Annotated in this window: 13 protein-coding genes; 6 read left to right on the top strand and 7 right to left on the bottom strand. The window is 73.7% G+C overall.

Annotated features, from left to right (window positions below):
* The first annotated feature begins 135 nt into the window (after window positions 1-135).
* On the top strand, window positions 136-1605 hold the full coding sequence (locus H9X71_RS12585; RefSeq protein WP_191147400.1) for an MFS transporter: 1470 nt from the start codon (window positions 136-138) through the stop codon (window positions 1603-1605).
* Here H9X71_RS12585 and H9X71_RS12590 read toward each other — a convergent pair.
* The gene (locus H9X71_RS12590; protein WP_191147401.1) at window positions 1514-2545 is read right to left on the bottom strand and encodes an aldo/keto reductase; all 1032 of its coding nucleotides are present in this window, start codon (window positions 2543-2545) and stop codon (window positions 1514-1516) included. The genes H9X71_RS12585 and H9X71_RS12590 overlap by 92 nt on opposite strands.
* 104 nt (window positions 2546-2649) lie before the next feature.
* Between H9X71_RS12590 and H9X71_RS12595 the strand changes: the two genes are divergently transcribed.
* Window positions 2650-3345: a metal-dependent transcriptional regulator gene (locus H9X71_RS12595; RefSeq protein ID WP_191147402.1), complete on the top strand. Its 696-nt coding sequence runs from the start codon at window positions 2650-2652 to the stop codon at window positions 3343-3345.
* Between the two features lie 22 nt (window positions 3346-3367).
* Here H9X71_RS12595 and H9X71_RS12600 read toward each other — a convergent pair whose 3' ends face one another.
* From H9X71_RS12600 to H9X71_RS12610, 3 genes are all read right to left on the bottom strand, one after another.
* Window positions 3368-4615: an Nramp family divalent metal transporter gene (locus H9X71_RS12600; RefSeq protein ID WP_191147403.1), complete on the bottom strand. Its 1248-nt coding sequence runs from the start codon at window positions 4613-4615 to the stop codon at window positions 3368-3370.
* Between the two features lie 158 nt (window positions 4616-4773).
* Window positions 4774-5694: a hypothetical protein gene (locus H9X71_RS12605; protein WP_191147404.1), complete on the bottom strand. Its 921-nt coding sequence runs from the start codon at window positions 5692-5694 to the stop codon at window positions 4774-4776.
* Between the two features lie 75 nt (window positions 5695-5769).
* Window positions 5770-7083, bottom strand: a complete 1314-nt coding sequence (locus H9X71_RS12610; protein WP_191147405.1) for an MFS transporter — start codon at window positions 7081-7083, stop codon at window positions 5770-5772.
* Window positions 7084-7161: 78 nt separating this feature from the next.
* Between H9X71_RS12610 and purU the strand changes: the two genes are divergently transcribed.
* Window positions 7162-8034 (top strand): formyltetrahydrofolate deformylase, encoded by an 873-nt coding sequence (gene purU, locus H9X71_RS12615; RefSeq protein WP_191147406.1) that lies wholly within the window; start codon window positions 7162-7164, stop codon window positions 8032-8034.
* 125 nt (window positions 8035-8159) lie between these two features.
* Here purU and H9X71_RS12620 read toward each other — a convergent pair whose 3' ends face one another.
* The 3 genes from H9X71_RS12620 to H9X71_RS12630 form a co-directional block, all read right to left on the bottom strand.
* The gene (locus H9X71_RS12620) at window positions 8160-11777 is read right to left on the bottom strand and encodes a S8 family serine peptidase (RefSeq protein ID WP_425321402.1); all 3618 of its coding nucleotides are present in this window, start codon (window positions 11775-11777) and stop codon (window positions 8160-8162) included.
* A gap of 307 nt (window positions 11778-12084) precedes the next feature.
* Window positions 12085-15675: a S8 family serine peptidase gene (locus tag H9X71_RS12625; protein WP_191147408.1), complete on the bottom strand. Its 3591-nt coding sequence runs from the start codon at window positions 15673-15675 to the stop codon at window positions 12085-12087.
* A gap of 247 nt (window positions 15676-15922) precedes the next feature.
* Window positions 15923-17137: an NADP-dependent isocitrate dehydrogenase gene (locus tag H9X71_RS12630; protein ID WP_191147409.1), complete on the bottom strand. Its 1215-nt coding sequence runs from the start codon at window positions 17135-17137 to the stop codon at window positions 15923-15925.
* Between the two features lie 235 nt (window positions 17138-17372).
* Here H9X71_RS12630 and H9X71_RS12635 point away from each other — a divergent pair, with 235 nt between their 5' ends.
* From H9X71_RS12635 to H9X71_RS12645, 3 genes are all read left to right on the top strand, one after another.
* Complete coding sequence (locus tag H9X71_RS12635) at window positions 17373-17825, top strand: GNAT family N-acetyltransferase (RefSeq protein ID WP_053775213.1); 453 nt, start codon at window positions 17373-17375, stop codon at window positions 17823-17825.
* 3 nt (window positions 17826-17828) lie between these two features.
* On the top strand, window positions 17829-18149 hold the full coding sequence (locus H9X71_RS12640; RefSeq protein WP_191147410.1) for an MGMT family protein: 321 nt from the start codon (window positions 17829-17831) through the stop codon (window positions 18147-18149).
* A 145-nt stretch (window positions 18150-18294) separates the two neighbouring features.
* Window positions 18295-18804: a hypothetical protein gene (locus H9X71_RS12645; protein ID WP_244961621.1), complete on the top strand. Its 510-nt coding sequence runs from the start codon at window positions 18295-18297 to the stop codon at window positions 18802-18804.
* Window positions 18805-18820 lie beyond the last annotated feature (16 nt).

Consider the following 18820-nt stretch of genomic DNA (forward strand, 5'->3'; position numbering starts at 1 on the left):
CGAATGCGTGATGCCACTCATCATGTCGAGACGGGATCCGAATGGGAAGCCCGCGGGTAGCGTCGGAGTCGGCCCACGGAGGGCCGCACCCATGCAGAACCGATCCGCTCATACGCAACGCACCCCGCAGGACACATGACACCCCCGCCGAACGCCTTCCCCCCGACCGCCCCGCTCCCGATCCAGACCCGCCGCCCGCCGTGGCGCCACACGCTCATCGCCCTGAGCGTGCCGAACTTCCGCCGGTTCACGGCCTCCAACGTCATCGCCATGACCTCGGGCTGGATGCAGCGCATCGCCCAGGACTGGCTCGTGCTCGAGCTCACCGGCAGCGTCACCGCGGTCGGCATCACGGTCGCGATGCAGTTCGCGCCCATGCTGCTGTTCGGCCTGCTCGGCGGCGTCATCGTCGACCGGTGCTCGAAGCGGATGCTGATGATGATCACCCAGGGCACCTACGCGCTCCTCAGCGCGCTGCTCGCCGTGCTCACCCTGTCGGGTGCGGTCGAGGCGTGGCACATCTTCGCCATCGCGTTCGCGACCGGGCTGGTGACGGTGATCGACAACCCGGCGCGCCAGGTGTTCGTCACCGAGATCGTCGGGCAGCAGCACCTGCGGAACGCCATCAGCGTCAACTCGTCGGTGTTCCAGCTCGGCGGCATGGTGGGTCCGGCGCTCAGCGGGGTCCTGCTGCTCGCGGTCGGCGCCGGCTGGTCGTTCGCGATCAACGCGGTCGCGTGCGTCGTCGTGGTGCTCACGCTGTGGAGCCTGAGGACGCGCGACCTCATCCGCATCCCGCCCGCCCCGCGCCGCCGCGGCCAGCTCGCGGAGGGCCTCCGGTACGCGCGGTCGAAGCCGACCATCCTCTGGCCCGTCGTGCTCGTGGCCGTGTTCAGCGTCTTCGGGCTGACCATGCCCGTGCTCCTCGCGGCGTTCGCGAGCGACGTGTACGACGTGGGTGCCGGCGGCTACGGCCTCTTCAACTCGATGGTCGCGATCGGCGCGCTCACGGGCGCGCTGCTCTCGACGCGGCGGGCGACCGTGCGGCTGCGGACCATCGTGGTCGGCGTCGGGATCACGGGCCTGCTGCAGGCGACGGCGGGCCTCATGCCGGGGATCGCGCCGTTCGCGGCCGTGCTCGTGACGGTCGGCATGGCGTCGCTGCTGTTCCAGACCGCGGCGAACTCGCTCGTGCAGCTCTCCAGCAACGTCGCCATCCGCGGCCGGGTGATGAGCGTCTACGTGCTCGTGCTGCTCGGCGGCCAGGCCGTCGGCGGTCCGCTCATGGGCGGGATCGTCGAGGCGTGGGGAGTGCACGTCGGCATGGTCGTCTCGGGCGGCGTGCCCGCCGTCGCGGCCGTCGTCGTGGCCGCGGTCCTCGCCCGGCGCGGGCAGCTGACCCTCGAGGTCGTGGTGCGGCGGCACGTGCCGCGGGTGCGGATCACGCCGCGGGCGCCCGGGGCCGGCCGCCCCCGTCCCGCCGGAGCGGACGCGGGGACGACCGGCGGCGGGATCAGCCGCGCACGTCGATCGCGCGGTGGCGCTGCTGCACGCCGGCCGGGCCGTACGGGTACTCGGACACCACGGGTGCGCTCACCGCGCTGAGCGACGCGATCTCGTCGGCCGTGAGCGCGAGGTCGGCGGATGCCATGTTGTCCTCGAGCTGCTCGACCGTGCGGGCGCCGAGGATCACGCTGGTCACCGCCGGCTGCGCCTCCAGCCACGCGAGCGACACGCGGGCGGAGCTGGACCCGTGCGCGTCGGCGATCCGCCGCACCTCGTCGAGGATCGCCCACGTGCGCTCCTGGCCGTTCCGCGGCGTGAACGCCTCCATGCCGCGCTCCGGGTCCTCGCCGAGGCGGGTGGCCCCGGTCGGCGTCTCGTCGCGGCGGTACTTGCCGGTGAGCCAGCCGCCCGCGAGCGGCGACCAGGGCAGCAGGCCGATGCCGGCGTCGAGCGACGCGGGCACGATCTCCGACTCGATCTCGCGCACGAGCAGGCTGTACTGCGGCTGCAGCGTCACGGGCGGCGTGTACCCGAGCGCCTTCGCGAGCCCCACGGCCTTCGTCAGCTGCCAGCCCAGGTAGTTGGAGAAGCCGTAGTACGAGATCTTGCCGGCGCGCACGGCGTCGTCGAGGAAGCGCAGGGTCTCCTCGAGCGGCGTCACGGCGTCCCACGCGTGCATCTGGTACAGGTCGATCGTGTCGACGCCGAGGCGCCGGAGCGAGTCGTCGAGCGCGCGGGTGAGGTGGCGGCGCGAGGTGCCGACGTCGTTGTTCCCCTCCCCCATCGGGAAGCGGCCCTTCGTGGCGACGACGAGCTGGTCGGCCTCGGCCGGGTGCGCCTTCAGCCAGCGCCCGACGATCTCCTCCGAGACGCCCGACGTGTAGACGTCGGCCGTGTCGATGAACGTGCCGCCGCCTTCGACGTACGCCTCGAGGATGCGGCCCGAGGTCTCCTCGTCCGCCTCCGCGCCGAAGGTCATGGTGCCGAGCGCGTAGGTCGAGACGACCGCGCCGCTGTTCCCGAGATTCCGGTACTGCATGTGGTTCCTCCATCGGATCCGCCCGGGGCGTCGCTGCCCGGGGTCCCGTCCAGCATGCTCCGCGCGCGCCCGGGCGGCCGGATCGCCGTCGGTACCATGGGCGCATGTCCGTCGACGAGCTCTCCAGCGCCGCGCAGGACTACCTCAAGCTCATCTGGACCGCCACCGAGTGGTCCGAGCAGCCCGTCACCGTGACGCGCCTCGCCGAGCGGCTCGGGATCCGTCCCGCCACCGCGTCCGACGGCCTCCGCCGCCTCACCGCGCAGGGCCTCGTCGAGCACCGGCCGTACGGCAGCATCGAGCTCACCTCCGACGGCCGCCGGCACGCGATCCAGATGGTGCGCCGCCACCGCCTGCTCGAGACGTTCCTCGTGGAGGCGCTCGGCTACGGCTGGGACGAGGTGCACGACGAGGCCGAGGTGCTCGAGCACGCGGTCTCCGACGACTTCGTGGCGCGCATCGACGCGCACCTCGGGCACCCGTCCAGGGATCCGCACGGCGACCCCATCCCCTCGGCCGACGGCGAGCCGCACCTGCCCGACGCGACCGTGCTCGCGGACGCCGTGGCCGACCGGCCGCTGCGCGTGCGCCGCATCTCCGACGAGGACCCGCGGCTCCTGCGCGAGCTCGCCGAGCACGGCATCGGGCTCGACGCGACGCTCGTGCGGTCCGCCTCCGCCGACGCGTCGACGCCCGCCGCGTCGACGCCCGCCGCCGTGGTCGTCACGGTCGACGGATCCGCCGGCCGCCCGCTCACGGCCGCCGCGGCGTCCGCGGTCTGGGTCTCCGACGCGGGCTGATCCGCGGGTCCGGCCGGCGGCGTCAGCCCGTGACGGTCAGCACCACGAGCGCCACGTTCAGCACCACCACGAGCGACACCGCGACCCACGCCGCGATCCGCGTGAGCGGCCGGTCGACGTGGTCGCCCATCACGCGGCGGTCGCCCGTGAGGCGGATGAGCGGCACGAGCGCGAACGGGATCCCGATGCTCAGCACCACCTGGCTCACGACGAGCGCGGTGGTCGGCTCGACGCCGATCGCGAGGATCGCGAGCGCCGGGATGAGCGTCACCACGCGGCGCGCGAGGAGCGGCACCTTGACGTGCAGCAGCCCGCCCATGATCGCCGCGCCCGCGTAGGCGCCGACCGAGGTCGACGCGAGGCCCGACGCGAGGAGCCCCACCGCGAACACGACGCCGACGACCGGCCCGAGGGAGGCCGTGATGGCCGCGTGCGCGCCCTCGATCGAGTCGGTGCCGGGCACGCCGCCGAGGCTCGCGGCCGCGATGAGGAGCATCGAGATGTTGACGGCGCCGGCCACGGCGAGCGCGGTGATCACGTCCCAGCGCGTCGCGCGGAGCAGCCGCCGGAGCACGCCGTCGTCCGTCTGGACCCCGTGCCGGTCGCGGCTGAGCGAGGAGTGCAGGTAGACGGCGTGCGGCATCACGGTCGCGCCGAGCATGCTCGCGGCCAGCAGCACGCTGTCCGGCCCGTCGAAGCGCGGGAGCAGCCCGCCGGCGATGCCGGACGCCGACAGCGGGCTCACGACGAGGCCCGTGAGGAACCCGACCGTGATCACGAGCAGCAGCGCGCCGATCACGAGCTCGAACGGCCGCTGCCCGTGCCGGGACTGCACGGCGAGCAGGCCGATGGAGACGAGGCCGACGATCACGCCGCCCGCCACCAGCGGGATCCCGAACAGCAGGTGCAGCGCGATGGCCCCGCCGATGACCTCCGCGAGGTCGGTGGCCGCGGCGATCAGCTCCGCCTGCACCCAGAACGCGCGGCGGCGGGCGGTCGGCAGCCGCCGGCCGAGGAGCTCGGGGAGGCTGCTCCCCGTGACGAGGCCGAGCTTCGCCGACTGGTACTGCACGAGCACGGCGATGAGGTTGGCCGCGACGAGCACCCACACCAGCAGGTAGCCGTAGCGCGCGCCCGCGGTGAGGTTCGCGGCGACGTTGCCGGGATCCACGTACGCGATGGCCGCGACGAACGCCGGCCCGAGCAGGAGCACGAGCCGCGGACCCGTGACGGGCCGGCGCACGCGGCGCTCGGGGGCGGTGCGGGTCATGGCGGCCTCTCCGTCGAAGTGTTAGCCGAGGCTAACATCCGTTCGCGCACACAAGGAAGGGCCCGTCCGGGATCGGACGGGCCCTCGGGTTCCGCGGCGAGCGGGGCGGGCGCGGCGAGCGCGACGAGCGCGACGGCCGCGGCGGCCGTCCGAGCGGATCAGCTCGCGGAGCGCCCCGGCGCGAGGAACGCGGAGTCGTCGTCCGCCTCGCCGCGCACGATGCGCACCCACTGCGCGAGCAGCGCGGCGCCCGCCTCGTCGTGGATCAGGTCGCCGGCCGTGAGCACCGGGTACGGCGTCGCGGGGATCCCGTCGGCCGGGCGCACGTCGACGTGCGCGACCTCGTGCCCGTTCTCGTGCAGCCAGCCGGCCATCGCGTAGTCGGTGCGCGAGTCGCCGACCGTGCGCCAGCGCAGCGGCAGCGGGCCGCTGTCGGCGAGCAGCTCGAGCGCGCGGGCGGCGCCGAGGTCCTTGCCGAGGCGGACGGACTCGACGTCGGTCGAGATGATGGTGGGATCCACGCGCACCTGCACGTTCCCGTCGGCGTCGGGCACCTCGACGCCCTCGAGCACCGAGCCGAGCCCGTGCGCCGTGAGCATCTCGACCGCGCGCGCGTCGAGGTCGGGCTGCACCCGGAGGTAGTCGGCGGAGGCGACGCTCGTGAGCTGCTCGAGCGAGACCATCGCGTGCTTGGTGGTGTCGAAGAACATCCAGTCGGCGAAGCGCTCGGCGACGAGCCGCTCCATGTCGCGCATGTACGCCTCGGGCAGCGCGAGCGACCGGTCGACGTGCACCTCCCCCGCGCCCTCGGGCGTGATGGAGAACCACGACGCGCCCTTCTCGCACACCGCGTGCACGCGCGCGCCCTGCGGCAGCCCCGCGTCGATCAGCGGGCCGACGACCTGCGCGCGGATGAAGGCGTCCGAGCGCCCGGTGTTGAAGACGATGGGCACGCCCGCGGCGGCGAGCTCGACCAGGTCGGTCGCGATGCTCGGGATGGCGAGGGTGCGGGTGATCGGGCTGGCGATGGGGCCGTCGACGTCGAGGAGGAGGCCGAGGTGCGCGGGGGTCGTGGTCACGGCTCCATCCTCCCGCAGGCGACGTGCGCCCCGCCGCGGACGACGCCGCCGCCGCGGACGACGCCGCCGCGGAGGTCAGCCGGCGGTGCGCGCGGAGGCGGCGCGACCGCGGGCGGCCCGGCCCGCGGATCCGACGACGAGCACGGCTGCCACCGCCATCACCACGAGGTACGCGCCGGGCAGCGACGCGATCCCGAGCCCGTCGAGCAGGGCTCCGCCCACGAGCGCGCCGCCGCCGATGCCGACGTTGAACGCGGTCGTGTAGAACGCGCTGGCCGTGTCGCGGAAGGACGCGTGCGCCGCGTGCAGCATGCGCGTCTGGAGGAGCGACGGGATCGCGCCGAACGCGAGGCCCCAGAGGAGGAAGCCGGGGATCGCGACCGCCCAGAGCCCGGGCACGAGCGCCAGCGCGCTGACCCCGAGCGCTGCCGCCGCGAGCCCCGCGAGCACGCCCAGCTGCGGCCGGCTGGCGAACACGGTGCCCGCGAGGAGCAGGCCGAACGCGCCCGCGATCCCGTAGCCGAAGAGCATGGCGCTCAGCTGCTCCGGGGGGATGCCCATCACGCGCGTGACGAACGGGTCGACGTACGTGTAGAAGCCGTACTGGCCGATCATGATGACCATCGCGGTGAGGCACACGAACAGCACGCCGCCGACGCCCTGGCCCGCCATGCGCTGCCGGATCCCGACCCGCCCCGACGCGGACGCCGCCACGGGCGCCTCCCGCGCCGGCCGCCCGACCGCGGGCAGGAAGCGCCAGACGAGCACGATCCCGAGCAGCGTGAGCACGCCGATCCCCGCGAAGGCCGCGCGCCAGCCGAAGGCCTGCCCGGCCGCGGTGCCGAGCGGCACGCCGAGCACGAACGCGAGGCTGCCGCCGCCGACCGTGAGCGCGACGGCCCGGCCGATGAGCGCGGGCGGCACGAGGTGCGCCGAGTAGGCGCCGACGACGGCCCAGAACAGGCCGTGCGCGAGGCCGCCGAGCACGCGCGTCGCGACGACGAGCTCGAACGTGGGCGCGAGGGCGGTGAGCAGGTTGCTCGTCGCGAAGACCGCGAGCACCGCGAGGAGCAGCGCGTGCCGCGGCACCCGGCGGGTGAGGGCGGCGAGCGGCGCGCTGGAGAGGACCACGGCGATCGCGAACACGGAGACGAGGAGGCCGACGCGCGACTCCTCGACCCCGAGGTCGCCGCTCATCTCGCTGAGGAGCCCGGTGGGCAGCGTCTCGCTCGTGACGCTGAGGAACACGCACGCGGCGAGCGTGAGGATGCCGACCCAGGGGAAGCGGAAGGCGGGGTCCGCCGGGTCGTGCGGCGGCACCGGCGAGCGCCGGCCGGCGTGCGCGGCGCGGTCCGGATCGGGCAGGAAGATCGGGGAGGTGTTCGTCATGGAGACCCACAGGACGTCGACGGCGGGAGAGCTCCCGGGGCCGGCGGGATCCGCGCAGCCAGGCAATAGCCTAGACGGATGACCGACCAGGCCACCCGCGCGCAGCCGCCGCATCGCGTCCTCAGCTTCTCCTGCGACGACCGCCCCGGGATCGTGCACGCCATCGCCGGCGCGATCGTCGAGGCCGGCGGCGACATCACCGAGTCGCAGCAGTTCTCGAGCGCCGACACGGGCCGCTTCTTCATGCGCCTGCAGATCCAGACGGCCGCCGACGACGACCGGCTGGCCGACGCCCTCGCCGCCGTCGTCGAGCGCTACGACGCCAGCTGGCACCTCGACGAGGTCGGCCGGCCGCTGCGCACGCTCGTGCTGGGATCCACCGCCGAGCACTGCGTGAACGACCTGCTGTTCCGCCAGCGCGCGGGCCAGCTGCCCGTCGAGATCCCGCTCGTGCTCAGCAACCACGGGAAGCTGGCCGACCTCGCGGGCTTCTACGGCGTGCCCTTCGAGCACGTGCCCGTCACCGACGACGCGTCGAAGCGGGCGTTCGAGGAGCGGGTGATCCGCGCGGTCGAGGAGCACGACGTCGAGCTGGTGGTGCTGGCGCGCTACATGCAGATCCTCTCCCCCGAGCTGTGCGCGCGGCTCAGCGGCCGGATCATCAACATCCACCACTCCTTCCTCCCCGGCTTCAAGGGCGCGAACCCCTACAAGCAGGCGCACGCACGCGGCGTGAAGCTCATCGGCGCGACCGCGCACTTCGTCACGAGTGACCTCGACGAGGGCCCGATCGTGGAGCAGAACGTGGTGCGCGTCGACCACTCCCGCAGCGCCCGCGAGCTCATGGCCATCGGCCAGGACGAGGAGTCGCGCACCCTCACGCAGGCCGTGCGCTGGTTCGCGGAGCACCGCGTGCTGCTCGACGGGGCGCGCACGATCATCTTCCGCTGACGCCGTCGGCGCGCCTGACACCGTCGGCGCGCACCGCGTCGTCGGCGGGCACCGCCCCGGGCATGCGAGAGGGGCGGGCGCCTCCCGGCGCCCGCCCCTCGAGCGGTGGTCCTACGTCAGCCGGATCAGCGGCTCACGTAGAGGTACTTCGGCGCGCTGGTCTTCGCCGCGTTCGCGTCGTCGCCCGCGTACTCCGCGGTCACCGCGTAACGGCCCTTCGTGTACGCCGGCAGCTCGACGCGGCCGGTGCCGGACGCGTCGAGTGCGACCTCGAACGAGTCCGAGCCGACCTTGACGGTGACGATGCCGGTGGGCGCCGCCTTCGCGCGGCTGTCGACCTTGACCGTGACGACGGCCTTCTGCGCGCTGGTCAGCACGGGCGGCTTGACGCTCACCGTCACGGTGCTGGCCAGCTTGATCACGACGGGCTCGCTGGTCGCGGTGCCCGAGGGCCCCGTCGCGGGCTTCGCGGTGACGACGACCGTGATCTCCTTGCCCGACACCGACGGCGAGACCCGGTAGGTCGCGCGCGTCTGGCCGGCGATCGGCTTGCCGTCCGCGAACCATCGGTACGAGAACGCGAGGCCCTCCTGGTCCCACGTGCCGGTCGACGCCGTGAGCGTCTGGCCGGCGACGGGCGTGCCCGTGATCACGGGCGGCGCGGTCGCGACCGGGGCCGGGATCGCGCCGGACTCGATGCGCACGTACGTCGACGCGTCGGTTCCCGCGTAGGCGACGCGGCCGAGGTACGCGGTCTCGGGGGCGAGCCCGCTCCACGAGGCCGTGTAGGTGACCGGTCGGCTCTGCACCGCGTCGAGCGGGTTCGGGGACACCGTGAAGGCGCCCTCGTCCGTCGACTCGGAGAGGTCGAACTGCGTGACCGTGAAGTCCTGCGTGGTCTGGCCCGCCGGGATCGAGAAGACCGACACGACGACGACGTAGTCGCCCGCCTTCGGCGTCTCGATGGTCACGGACTCGTCGGCCGACTCGGTCGCCGAGGAGAACTCCTCGACCGGCTTCCCGCCCTCGAGGCGGAACACCGAGAGGTCGAGGTCCGCCTCGTCATCCGCCGAGTCGAGGTCGATCCGGGTGGCGAGCTGGCCCGCCGGGACGGTCGTCTCGTACTCGAACTCCGCCTTCGCGGGGCCCGTGCCGGAGATCGGCGAGGACGCGTCGGCCGGGTTCGCGTAGACGCGGCCGGCCGCCAGGCCCTCCGCGGCGAGCGCGATCGGGCCGGTGGTGCCGGGCGTCACGGTGACGTCGACGGATCCGGTGATCCCCTTCCCCTGCACCTCGTCGGGCGCGGCGATGGAGACCGGGTTCACCGCGATCGGGCTGCGCACCGTGGTGGCGCCGCTCGTCCAGGTGAGCGATCCGGTGGCGTACGCGTCGACGGGCGCCGTGGTGCGCGTGAACGCGACCTCGAACGACTTCGTCTGGCCCGCCTCGGTGAACTCCAGCGTCTTCGGGGTCACGTCGGCCGTGACGCCCTCGAGGCCCTGGATGCTCGCCGTGTAGGTGCCGGCGCGCGTGGAGGTGACCTCGCGCGTCACGGTCTCGGAGCCGGTGAGGGCGCCGATCGCGATGCTCGCCAGGTTGAGCTCCGAGGGGTCGACCGGGTCGACGCCCGTCGCGTAGCCGGTGGCCGCGAGGTAGGCGACCCAGTCGTCGTAGCCGTTGAGGTACAGCAGGCCGGCGTCGAGGTAGCGGCGCGCGTCGACGTGGCCGGCGCCCTGGGCGAACGGATCCGTGACCGGGTCGCCGTCCGCGTCCTTCGTGTCGTACGCGGTCGTCATGAGCGCGGACTTGATCTCCGAGACGGGCGCGTTCGGGCGCTCGCCCAGGTAGAGCAGCGCGAGGCCGGCCACGTGCGGGGCCGCCATCGACGTGCCCGACAGGAGCGCGAAGGTCGGCTCGGCGCCCTCCGCGTTGTTCGTCGCCGCGATGATCGAGACGCCGGGCGCCGTGACGTCCGGCTTCAGGATGTCGCTGCCGTCCGCGAGGACCGGGCCGCGCGAGCTGAAACCGGCGACCTGGGGGGTCGGGGCGGAGACGCCCGTCGTGTTGTCCGGCACCAGGGTGACGGTGGCGCCGGGCGTGGCCGCGTACGCGGAGACCGCGGCGTAGACGTCGGCGTCGAGGTGGACGGTCGGCACGGCGTGCGTGTCGGCGTCGATCGAGTTGGGCGTCGGGTTCACGAGCACCATGCCGATGCCGCCCGCGCGCTCGACCTCGGCCGACTTGGCGACGCGATCGACGACGCCGCGCTCGCACAGGACGATCTTCCCGGCCGTCTTCGCCGGGTCGAGGGTTCCGGGTCCGCACAGGGCCGGCGTGGTCGCACCCGCCGCGGCGACGGAGGCCGCGGTCACGAAGGCGCCCGAGACGGGCTCGGTCACGGTGATCGACGAGCCCGCGAACTGCTGCCCGTCGCCGAGCTGGGCCGTGGCCTCGAAGTTGCCCGCGACGGTGCTCGCGGCGACCGTGGTGATCCACGGCGACGCGTTGTCGAGGGTGGAGGCGCCGGGGCCGGAGTTGCCCGCGGAGGCGGAGACGAAGATGCCCGCGCTGGCCGCGCCGAGGAACGCCTTGTCGGTCGCGGAGAACGTGGTCTGCGCGGATCCGCCGCCGATGGAGTAGTTGATGACGTCGACGCCGTCCTCCGTCGCCTGCTCGATGGCGGCGACGAGGTCCGCGCCGGCGCAGCCGTCGTCGTCCTGCGAGGAGTTGTCGGGGCCCGACCAGCAGACCTTGTACGCGGCGATCTTCGACGCGGGCGCGACGCCCGAGATCTCGCCGAGCGGGTTGCCGTCGACGGTGGCCTCCACGCCGGCGTTGCCCGCCGCGGTGGATCCGGTGTGCGACCCGTGGCCGTCGCCGTCGCGCGGGGAGACGTACTCGCCCGTCGCGGCGGTGCCGATGTTCTTCTTGCCGAAGCCGTCCACGAAGTAGCGCGCGCCGACGATCTTGGTGCTGCAGTCGGCCGCGGTGAACTGCTCGCCGGTCTGGCAGACGCCGGCGAACTGCGTGCCGTCGCCCTTGTCGAAGCGGATCGTGGATCCGTCGAGGTAGGGCGCGTCCCCCGCGGCGGTGCCGAGCGGCTCGCCCGCGAAGGACGGGTTCTCGGGCGCGATGCCCGTGTCGATGACGCCGATGACGGCGCCCTCGCCCGCGTTCTCCTGGCCGCCCGTCCTCGCCCAGACGCCGTCGGCGCCGGTGAGGCCGAGGAAGTCGGCCGCGGGGGTGGAGGTGGGGTGGTAGATGCGGTCGGGCTCGACGCTCAGGACCTTCCGGTCGCTGGAGAGCTCGGCGGCCTGCTCGGCGGTGAGGTCGGCGGAGAACCCGTTGACCGTCAGGGAGTAGGAGTAGTCGATGTCGGCGCCGACGCTGGCGGCGACGTCGCGCTGCTGCTCCTCCAGGTAGTCCGTGTACTCGGCGACGGGGGCGGATCCCGCGTCGAGCTGCGTGCCCGAGCGGGCCTCGGTGGCGGCGAGCCCGGAGACGCCGCCCTGGTAGGTCGCGGCGGCCTCGTCGGCGAGGGTCACGATGTAGCGGCCGTCCTCCAGCTCGGACGACGGCGTCGCGATGCTCGGCGCGGGGGCGGCGAGCGCGCCCCCCGCTCCGAACGAGACGAGGCCGGCGGCGACGAGGGCGGTGGCGGCGACGGAGGCCGTCGCCCGGCGCAGCGAGGATGCGCGGTCCGACTCCGGGTGGAGCCGAGGGAAGCGTGGGATCACGAACACGTCCTTCAGATGGGGATCAGTGGTCCGAACGCGCCCCTTGCGACGCGCACGAAACCTCAACATACCCCGGGTATTCGCCCTGAGAAAGGCTCCGTGTTACCGCCGTGTAACACTTCCAGACCGGCTGCGATCGCCGCGCTGCCGGGCATCCGCGCGCGGTTGCTCGCTGCCCGGCGTCCAGCTCCACCACCTACCACCAGGCTGTCTTTCAGCCTCTTCCGCGCCGTCCCGTGCATGGGCATCTGCCGCGCGCACGACGGAGGGCGGGTGCCACCGGCACCCGCCCTCCGTCGTCACCTCGCGATGATCAGCGCACGAGGATCCTCTGCGCGCGGCTCGTGCCCCCGCTGACGAGGTGATCGCCCGCGTAGGAGGCCTGCACCGTGCGGGTCCCCGGTGCGACGCCCGTGATGTCGGCGCCGCCCGCGCCGGATCCGTCGAGGGGCACGTCATGCGCCTCGCCGTCCACGCTCACCCGCACCACCCCGGTCGCCGCCTGCGCCGCGGCCGACGTCACCGACACCTGCACGTGCACGGTCCCGCTCGCCGTACCCCGCGGTCGCGTCACCTGCAGGTGCACCGTCGCCACGTCTCGCGCGGTGACGGTCGGGCTCGTGGCGACGCCCGTCCGCCCGTCGGACGCGGTGGCCGTCACCCGCACGGCGAGCGCCGCCCCCGCGACCGCCGGGGTCACGCGGAACGCGGATCCCGTCGCCCCCGCTATCGGTGTGCCGTTCGACAGCCACTGCGTCGCGAGCGTGACGCCCTGCGGCGTCCACTCCCCCGTCGACGCCGTGAGCGTCTGGCCGACGTCCGGCGTGCCGGTGATGGCGGGAGCCGTCGCCGCGGCGGGCGCGGCCGACGCGGCGGGCGTCGTGACGCCCACGAGGGTGGTGGCGGTGGTCCCGCCGTAGCTCACGAGCCCCACGTACGACGTCCCCGCGGCGAGACCCGACCACGAGGCCGTGTAGGTGGCCTTCTTCCCCGCGGTGACGGGGAGCTGGGCCGGCGAGACCTGGAAGGATCCCTCCCCGCCCGTGCCCTGCACGTCGTACCGCGTGAGGTCGTAGTCGACGCTCGTCGCCGAGCCCGCGAGCTTCGATGCCCCCACGGAGACGATGTAGTCGCCAGCCTCGGGCGCCGGCACGACGATGCGCTCGGACAGCGAGGCCGTGTCCTGCAGGGCGACCAGCGTGCGGTCGTCGTCGGTCGTGCCCGCCTTCTCCAGCTGCATCACGAGATCGGAGGCCCCGTCGACCGGTACCGCGTCGAGGACGAGCGCCTTCTCGCCCGCCTTCACCGTGATCTTGTTCTCGTCGCCCTCGGTGGTGCTGACGGTGCCCGTGTGACCGGTCTTCCCGTCGCCCAGCAGCTGGCCGCGCGCGAGCCCGGCGGTCGTCAGCGGGATCTTGCCCGTGATGCCTGCGTCGACGGACACGTCGACCTTCCCGCTCGTGCCGGTGACGTCGACCGTCGCCGGGGCGGAGACCGCGGTCGGCCGCACCGCGATGGGGCTGCGGACGGTGCCGGCGGATCCGCTCCAGGTGAGCGAGCCGGTCGACCACGTGTCGGACGGCGCCCCGCGCTTCGCGGTGATGCGCACCTGGAAGGACTTCGTCTGGCCCGGAGCCGTGAACGTCAGCCGCGCGGGCGTGACCTTCACGTCCGCCTGGGACACCCCCTGGACGGATGCCGTCCAGGTGCCCGCGGTCAGCGACGTCACGGTGCGCGTGACGGTCGTGGATCCCAGGAGCTTCCCCACGCCGATGCTCGGCAGGTTCAGCTGGGACGGGGCGATCGGCGCCACCGGGTGCGGCAGCGCGAGCCCCGTGGCCGCGGCGTAGGCGGCCCAGTCCTTCGCGCCGCTCGGGTAGAAGAGGCCGGGCTGCAGGAACCGGTCCGGGGCGATCTGCCCCGCTCCCTGGGCGAAGGGATCGGTGACGGTCTTGCCGTCCGCGCCGACCGTGTCGGTCGCGGTCGTCATGATCGCCGACTTGACCTCCGCCGGCGAGGCCTTCGGGTGGACGCCGAGGTAGAGGAGCCCGAATCCCGCGATGTGCGGCGAGGACATGGACGTGCCCGAGTACGCGGCGAATGCGGGCTTGCCGCCGTCGTCGCTGATCGCGGCCAGGATGCCCACGCCCGGGGCCGTGACGTCCGGCTTGATGGTGTCACCGCCGTCGACCGCCTCGGAGGGGCCGCGGGAGCTGAATCCCGCGACCTGGGGCGCGGGCCGCTCGACGCCCGTCGTGTTCCCCTTCGTCAGGGTGGCCGTGGCACCGGCCTTCGCCGCGTACGCGTCGATCGCGGCGTGCGAGTCGGCGTCGAGGTGCACCGTGGGGACGCTGTGGAGGTCGAGGTCCTCGGAGTCGGACGTGACGTTGCTGAGCACCATGCCGATGCCGCCCGCGCGCTCCACCTCCGCGCTCTTGTCGACGCGGGCGACCACGCCCCGGTCGCACAGCACGATGCGGCCGCGCACCTTGGCCGGGTCCAGCGTGCCGTCGCCGCACAGCTCGGGGGACGCGGCGCCCTTCAGCCCGGAGTCCGCCGACCGCACGAGGGGCCCCGTCACCGGGGACCCCACGGTGACGGAGGCGCCGCTGTAGCTCGCCCCACTGCCCAGCGTGACCGTCCCGGAGTAGTTGCCCGGCACGCTGCTGGCGGCGACGGTGGTGATCCACGGCTCGGAGTTGGAGACCGTCCCGGCGTCGGGGCCGCTGTTGCCCGCCGACGCCGCGACGAAGACGCCGGCGTTCGCGGCGCCGAGCAGGGCCCGGTCGTACGTGTCCTCCGGCTTGCCCGCACCGCCGAGCGACATGTTGATCACGTCGACGCCGTCCGCCGTGGCCTGCTCGATCCCGGCGACGATGTCCGACGTGGCGCAGCCGTCGTCGGTCTCCTTCTCCGGGTCGGGCCCGCTCCAGCACACCTTGTACGCCGCGATCTTCGCCGCGGGGGCGATGCCGGCGATGGTCTCCTGGACGGCGCCCGTGGTCGCCGTCACGCCCGCGTCACCCGCGGCCGTGCTCGTGGTGTGGCTCCCGTGCCCGGCGGTGTCGAGCGGGGAGACCTTCTCCTGCGGCCCGATCGGGCTGCCGCCCGCGGCCCAGCCGGCCTCGAACGCCCGGGCGCCGACGATCTTGGTGGAGCAGTCGTCGGCGGTGAACCCGTCGCCCGTCTGGCACGTCCCGTGGAAGACGCTGCCGTCGCCCTTGCGGAAGTCGATGCGGGATCCGTCGCGGTACGGCTCCGCCCCGGGCGTCGACCCGAGGGGCGTGCCCGCGAAGGAGGGGTTGTCCGGGGCGATGCCGGTGTCGAGGACGCCGATCACCGTGCCCTTGCCCGCCTCCCCGACGCCGCCCACCTTCGACCACAGGCCGTTCTCGGCCTCGAGACCGAGGAAGCGGGAGTCCGGCGTGGACGTGGGATGCAGGATCCTGTCGGGCTCGACGCTCAGCACGCGGCTGTCGTGCGCGAGCGCCTGGACCTGGGCCGCCGTGAGCTTCGCCGAGAACCCGTCGACCGTGAGCGAGTACCGGTCGGTCGGGGTGACGCCCACCGCGGTGGCCGCGGAGTCCTGGAGGTCCGTGAGGTGCTCGGAGTAGCGCTGCACGGCGTCCGACTGCGCGTCGAGTCGGGCGCCCGGATCGGCCTCCGTGCGCGCGAGCCCGTCGAGGGTGCCGTCGTAGGCCGCGGCGGGCTGGTCCCGCAGGGTCACGAGGTAGCTGCCGTCCTCGGCGCGGACGGGCACGGACGCGGTCGGCGCGTCGTCCGCCGTGGCGGTCGTCGTGCCGGCGGCGACGAGCGCGAACGCCAGGGCGCACGCGGCGAGGGGCCGAGCCGCGTGCAGCACGCGCCTCCTGCCGGGCGGGAGCGGGTCTCGATGGATGGGCATGGTCGTTCCCTCCTGTCACCGGCGGGCCGGCGTGCGGATCCGCGGTGCACCACGTGCGCTGCACGGCGGTCGCCGCCGTCGCGGACTCGCGTCGTCGACGCGATGGGGAGAACCGTAGGGAGGAGTCCACAGCCCGCGTCGGCCCTCTGCACACGCGATGCGCACCCGGGCATGCGAGAGGCCCCGCCCCCGTGTCGGGGGCGGGGCCTCTCGGCGTGCGGCGGCGTCGCGGACGACGCCTGCGGGATCAGGCCAGGCGCGCCTGCAGGTTGTCCGCGAGCGACGCGAGGAACTCCTCGGTCGTCTGGTACGGCTGGTCCGGGCCGACGAGGAGCGCGAGGTCCTTCGTCATCTTGCCGGACTCGACCGTCGTGATGACGACGTCCTCGAGGGTGTCCGCGAACTCCTTGAGGGCGTCGTTGCCGTCGAGCTTGGCGCGGTGCGCGAGGCCGCGGGTCCACGCGTAGATCGACGCGATGGGGTTCGTCGACGTGGGCTTGCCCTGCTGGTGCTGGCGGTAGTGGCGCGTGACCGTGCCGTGCGCGGCCTCCGCCTCGACGACCTTGCCGTCGGGCGTGGTGAGCACGCTGGTCATGAGGCCCAGCGAGCCGAAGCCCTGCGCGACGGTGTCGGACTGGACGTCGCCGTCGTAGTTCTTGCAGGCCCAGACGTAGCCGCCCTCCCACTTGAGCGACGCGGCGACCATGTCGTCGATGAGGCGGTGCTCGTAGGTGAGGCCGGCGGCCGCGAACTGGTCCGCGTACTCGGCCTGGAAGACCTCCTCGAACAGGTCCTTGAAGCGGCCGTCGTAGGCCTTGAGGATCGTGTTCTTGGTGGAGAGGTACACCGGGTAGTTGCGGGCGAGGCCGTAGGAGAGCGAGGCGCGCGCGAAGTCGCGGATCGAGTCGTCGAGGTTGTACATGCCCATCGCGACGCCGGATCCGGGGCTCTGGAACACCTCGAACTGCTGCGGCTCGGAGCCGTCCTTCGGCGTGAAGGTCATCGTGAGCGTGCCCTCGCCCTCGAAGCGGAAGTCGGTGGCGCGGTACTGGTCGCCGAACGCGTGGCGGCCGACGATGATCGGCTTGTTCCAGCCGGGCACGAGGCGCGGGATGTTGCTGATGATGATGGGCTCGCGGAAGATCGTGCCGCCCAGGATGTTGCGGATGGTGCCGTTCGGCGAGCGCCACATCTTCTTCAGGCCGAACTCCTCGACGCGCGCCTCGTCGGGCGTGATCGTGGCGCACTTGACGCCGACGCCGTGCTTCTTGATGGCCTCGGCCGCGTCGATCGTGATCTGGTCGTCGGTCTCGTCGCGCTTCTCGATGCCCAGGTCGTAGTACTCGAGGTCGATGTCGAGGTATGGGTGGATGAGCGTGTCCTTGATCGACTGCCAGATGATGCGCGTCATCTCGTCGCCGTCGAGCTCGACGACGGTCCCCTCTACCTTGATCTTCTCCACGAAGTCCTCCTCATGCTCGTCGGTGCCCGCCGTGAGCGCGTCTCCGTCGGCGCGCCCCGGGTCCGGCTCGTCGCCGGTGGATCCGTGGGCCAGCCTACCCGCCGGGCCCGGTCTCTCGACATCGAGAGATCGCGCGCGTCCTCATCCCGCCGCCGTCCGATCGGCCGTGCGCCCGAGCCCGCGGACGCTCCGCCGGTCCCTGGCCCGGGACACGCCCGCCCGATACCCTGTGCCCATGAGCGACATGAGACTCGAAGAGCTGAGCGCCCGGACGATCGTGGCGGCGAACACGTTGACGCTCAAGCCGGGGCAGGAGAACTACGTGGCCCCCGTCTCGCACTCCATCGCCGAGGCCTACGTGAACCCCACCACCGCCTGGCCGCGCGTCGTCATCGAGGACGAGGAGGTCGTCGGCTTCATCATGGGCAACTTCGACCCCGAGGCCCACGAGGAGATCTTCCGCAGCTGCATCTGGCGCATCAACGTCGACGCCGACGCGCAGGGCCACGGCGTCGGCCGCTTCGCGGTGCTCTCGCTCGCGGACGAGGCGCGCTCGCGCGGGTTCGACCGCCTCACCGTCGTGTGGGAGCCCGGCGAGGACGGGCCCGAGGAGTTCTTCACCCACGTCGGCTTCGAGGTCATCGGCGAGACCCAGTACGGCGAGGCCATCGGCGCTCTGGCGCTCTGACGCGTGGCCGTCTTCGCGACGCCGGGCGAGTTCACCGACCGCGTGCTCGAGGTCGTGGCCGAGATCCCGTCCGGCCGCGTCATGACCTACGGCGACGTCGCGGCCGTCTTCGGCCGCCGCGGCGCACGGGCCGTCGGCATGGTGCTCCGCTACCACGGCGCCGGCCTGCCCTGGTGGCGGGTGCTCCGCGCGGGCGGCCATCCGCCCACTGGCCTTGCCGACGAGGCCCGGCCGCGCTACGAGTCCGAGGGCACGCCGCTCCTCGACGCGCCGACGGACGCCGGGTACCGCGTCGACCTCGAGGCGGCCCGCTGGTTCCCCTGATCGGCTGACCGCCGCCCGACCGGCAGGCCAGCCGCTCGATGCCGCGCGGGGTCCTCCGTCCGGCCGGACGCGGATCATGCTGCAGGACCATGCGCGGGGCCTCGCGGCCGATGCGCCCGGGGCGCCGCTCGGCTGGACTGGGGGCATGCCCCGTCGCGCGTCCGTCCGCCCCGCCGTCCCCGTCCCGCCCGCCGCCCTCGTGACCGCTCGCGGGCCCCGGTCGGCCCGACGGCCCGCCTCCCGACTCGCCGCGGTGCCCCTCGCGGGAGCGCTCGTGCTCGCCCTCGGCGGCTGCGGCGCGGCGGGCGCCGTGGGCCGCATGACCACGCCCGCCGACGCGCGCGTCTACGAGACCGCGGCGGAGGCGGACGGCCGGATCCCCGCGTGGATCCCCGCGGACGCGACCGGCATCCGCATCAAGACCTCGCTGCGCGGCGACGGCGCGATCCTGGAGTTCCGCTCCCCCACGCCCGCGGACCGGCTGGGCTGCGACGCCGCGCCGGCCGACGTCCCGCCGCCCGCCGTGCAGGACACGTGGTGGCCGGATCCCTCGCCCGCCGCGTCCATGTCGTGCGGCGACCGCTGGCTCGCCGCGGCCGAGGGCGACGCCGTGCGCGCCTGGCTGCCGCAGGGATCGCCCGCGCTCGACCTCTGACGCCGCGCGGACGCGA

The organism is Clavibacter zhangzhiyongii (assembly GCF_014775655.1).
Lineage (GTDB): Bacteria > Actinomycetota > Actinomycetes > Actinomycetales > Microbacteriaceae > Clavibacter > Clavibacter zhangzhiyongii.

What these genes read in the sequence shown, in the direction of transcription:
- H9X71_RS12590 (WP_191147401.1), bottom strand. Translation starts at nt 2,545, where the DNA reads ATGCAGTACCGGAATCTCGGGAACAGCGGCGCGGTCGTCTCGACCTAC.
- H9X71_RS12585 (WP_191147400.1), top strand. Translation starts at nt 136, where the DNA reads ATGACACCCCCGCCGAACGCCTTCCCCCCGACCGCCCCGCTCCCGATC.
- H9X71_RS12595 (WP_191147402.1), top strand. Translation starts at nt 2,650, where the DNA reads ATGTCCGTCGACGAGCTCTCCAGCGCCGCGCAGGACTACCTCAAGCTC.
- H9X71_RS12600 (WP_191147403.1), bottom strand. Translation starts at nt 4,615, where the DNA reads ATGACCCGCACCGCCCCCGAGCGCCGCGTGCGCCGGCCCGTCACGGGT.
- H9X71_RS12610 (WP_191147405.1), bottom strand. Translation starts at nt 7,083, where the DNA reads ATGACGAACACCTCCCCGATCTTCCTGCCCGATCCGGACCGCGCCGCG.
- purU (WP_191147406.1), top strand. Translation starts at nt 7,162, where the DNA reads ATGACCGACCAGGCCACCCGCGCGCAGCCGCCGCATCGCGTCCTCAGC.
- H9X71_RS12625 (WP_191147408.1), bottom strand. Translation starts at nt 15,675, where the DNA reads ATGCCCATCCATCGAGACCCGCTCCCGCCCGGCAGGAGGCGCGTGCTG.
- H9X71_RS12635 (WP_053775213.1), top strand. Translation starts at nt 17,373, where the DNA reads ATGAGCGACATGAGACTCGAAGAGCTGAGCGCCCGGACGATCGTGGCG.
- H9X71_RS12645 (WP_244961621.1), top strand. Translation starts at nt 18,295, where the DNA reads ATGCCCCGTCGCGCGTCCGTCCGCCCCGCCGTCCCCGTCCCGCCCGCC.